Origin of the sequence: Bradyrhizobium sp. (assembly GCF_036009065.1) — a bacterium.
Taxonomy (GTDB): domain Bacteria; phylum Pseudomonadota; class Alphaproteobacteria; order Rhizobiales; family Xanthobacteraceae; genus Bradyrhizobium.
On sequence record NZ_DASYMN010000244.1, the window covers coordinates 1 to 2,456 of the forward strand.

Annotated in this window: 1 protein-coding gene and 1 pseudogene; one reads left to right on the plus strand and one right to left on the minus strand. The window is 62.7% G+C overall.

Translation table 11 applies throughout. The features are described 5' to 3' along the window. Positions 1-206 (minus strand): annotated as a pseudogene (locus VGP39_RS14750) (IS110 family transposase); the annotation flags it as partial. A 225-nt stretch (positions 207-431) separates the two neighbouring features. Here VGP39_RS14750 and VGP39_RS14755 point away from each other — a divergent pair. Beyond that, on the plus strand, positions 432-1,463 hold the full coding sequence (locus VGP39_RS14755; protein ID WP_327568842.1) for an IS110 family transposase: 1,032 nt from the start codon (positions 432-434) through the stop codon (positions 1,461-1,463). Positions 1,464-2,456 lie beyond the last annotated feature (993 nt).

The following is a 2,456-nucleotide window of genomic DNA, read 5'->3' on the forward strand; positions in this document are numbered from 1 at the left end:
CCGTAACGGCCGATCACGCGAGCCCAGTGATGCGCGCTCCCGCACGCCTCTATCCCCACCGTGCAGGGCGAAAGCTGCGCAAACAGCTTCTCCACCGCGCCGCGTCGAAGCTGCCTCTGCAAAACCACCTTGCCCGACGCATCAACCCCGTGGAGCTGGAATACGTTCTTCGCCAAATCCACCCCAATCATGCTAATCTCGCTCATGGACGGCTCCCTTGTCTGGTCGAATCGACATCACCAGTCTGGCACATCGATGCCGTCGGGGGCCGTCCACCCCATCATTGCGAGGAGCGAAGCGACGAAGCAATCCACTCTTTGTTTGTGGCTGTGGATTGCTTCGTTGCACTCGCAATGATGGGGTGGACGGCCCCCGACGGCATCGATGTGCCAGACTGGAGATATTGATTCGACCAGACAGGGAGGCCGCCCATGAGCGAGATTAGCATAGTCGGTTTGGATTTGGCGAAGAACGTGTTCCAGGTTCACGCAGTCGATGGATCGGGAAAAGTGGTGCTGCGGCGTCAGCTTCGCCGCGGCGCCGTGGAGAAGTTCTTTGCGCAGCTTTCGCCGTGCACGGTGGGCATTGAGGCCTGTGGCAGCGCGCACCACTGGGCGCGGGTAATCGGGCGTTATGGCCACCAGGTACGATTGATGCCGCCGGCTTACGTGAAGCCCTATGTGAAGCGCAACAAGAACGATGGCCGGGACTCCGAAGGAATCTGCGAGGCGGTCGGCCGTCCGACGATGCGGTTCGTTCCGGTGAAGAGCGTGGAGCAGCAGGCCACGATGGCTGTTCACACCGCCCGCGCGCTGTTGGTCCGGCAACGCACCATGATAGCGAACTCGCTGCGGGCCTGCCTGAGCGAACTTGGGATCGTGGCGGCACAGGGGATGGAGGGGTTGCGGCAGTTGATGGCCAAGCTGGAAGCGCCGAGCGAAGACATCCCGGAAGTAATGCGCAGTGCGCTGCTGATATTGGCCCGGCACTGGCAGGCGCTCGATGCGGACGAGCGCGCCCTTGAACAACAAATCGCCAAGGCCGCCCGCGGCGATCGCCAGGCCCGCCGGCTGATGGAAGTGCCGGGCGTCGGCCCGATCATTGCCAGCACGGTTTTGGCCAAAGTGCCTGATGCGAAAGTGTTCCGCAGCGGCCGGGATTTTGCCGCCTGGATCGGGCTGACCGGCCGCGATCACGGTACCGGCGGCAAGCACCGTCCCGGGCGCATCTCCAAACAGGGCGACCGCATGCTGCGAGCTCTGCTGATCAGCGGCGCCAGCGCCCATCTGCGACAGCAGAAAAGACGCGGCGTCAGCGATCCCTGGCTGCGCGACCTGCTGGCGCGCCGGCCCTACAAAGTCGTGATGGTGGCGCTCGCGGCCAAGACCGCCCGGATCCTCTGGGCCATGCTGGTCAAGGGAGAACCGTACCGCGACCGCGCGAGCGCGCCGGCTGCTGCCTAGTCGAGGGGCGACAGCCGCCGCGCTCGCGCGCACTCCTATCGGAAGGGTAATTAAGGTGTGATGGCAAATGGTCAGGAAACCGGGATCGAAACACTCCGCTTCGTCATCGCGCGTCATAGCGCGCCGCAATGATTGGAATTCGATCCGCGATCTCCATCAGGGCCCGCGGTCACTGGCCGCATCTCGAGGCCGTATACATGACCGCTCCCCGATCCTTCGCCGGAAGCCAAAAAAGCCCTTGCCGAGAGGGGGCCGTCCATACATGACGGAGAGACACACATCGAGCGAGAGACACACGTACGCATTCTCGCGGCGCGAGGCGCCCGAGGTGTGCGTTAATCTTCCGCCCTGAAATCAGAGGGCGTGGGGAATGCCGGGCGCCGATGCACCCGCAGCCTCGCGTGCAATGTAGAAAGCACACGAGTGTAGTCACCACGAGTTCACCGGTTAAACCCGGCATTCCCGCACGCGAATGGTTTTACGGCTTACTTCGTGCTCTCCCCGGTGATCGGGCTTGTTTGTCACCGTCATCTTGCGCGTCTTCTCGCAAGACTTGACGCCGGCGTCGAGGCATCAGGACCACACGACTTCGCCGTCCGCTTCAGCGCGTTTCGTCAAGCGCGCATCCGCGTCCACCGCATCCCATCCCGCGTTCGTGACGATCGCGATACGCCCCTCTGTGGGACAGGACGGGGCGAGTTGTAGAGTTGATTTGCCCGACGGGGAAAGCGGAATATTTTTGCGCGCAGGACTGGACGGGTAGAATCGCGTTGATCCGGCTTAACAATTTAGCGTTCAGGCGCAACGCTCCGGAGGCCGCACAGACCCGTAGCCCGGATGGAGCGCAGCGCAATCCGGGGCCGGTCCCACTTCTGTTCCCGGATTTCGCTTCGCTCCATCCGGGCTACGTCCGGAGAAAAGCCGTCACCTCCAGCGCCAGAATCGTACCTTGGCAAAGGCGCATGACGAATTAGAAATCGCACCGGAAATTTG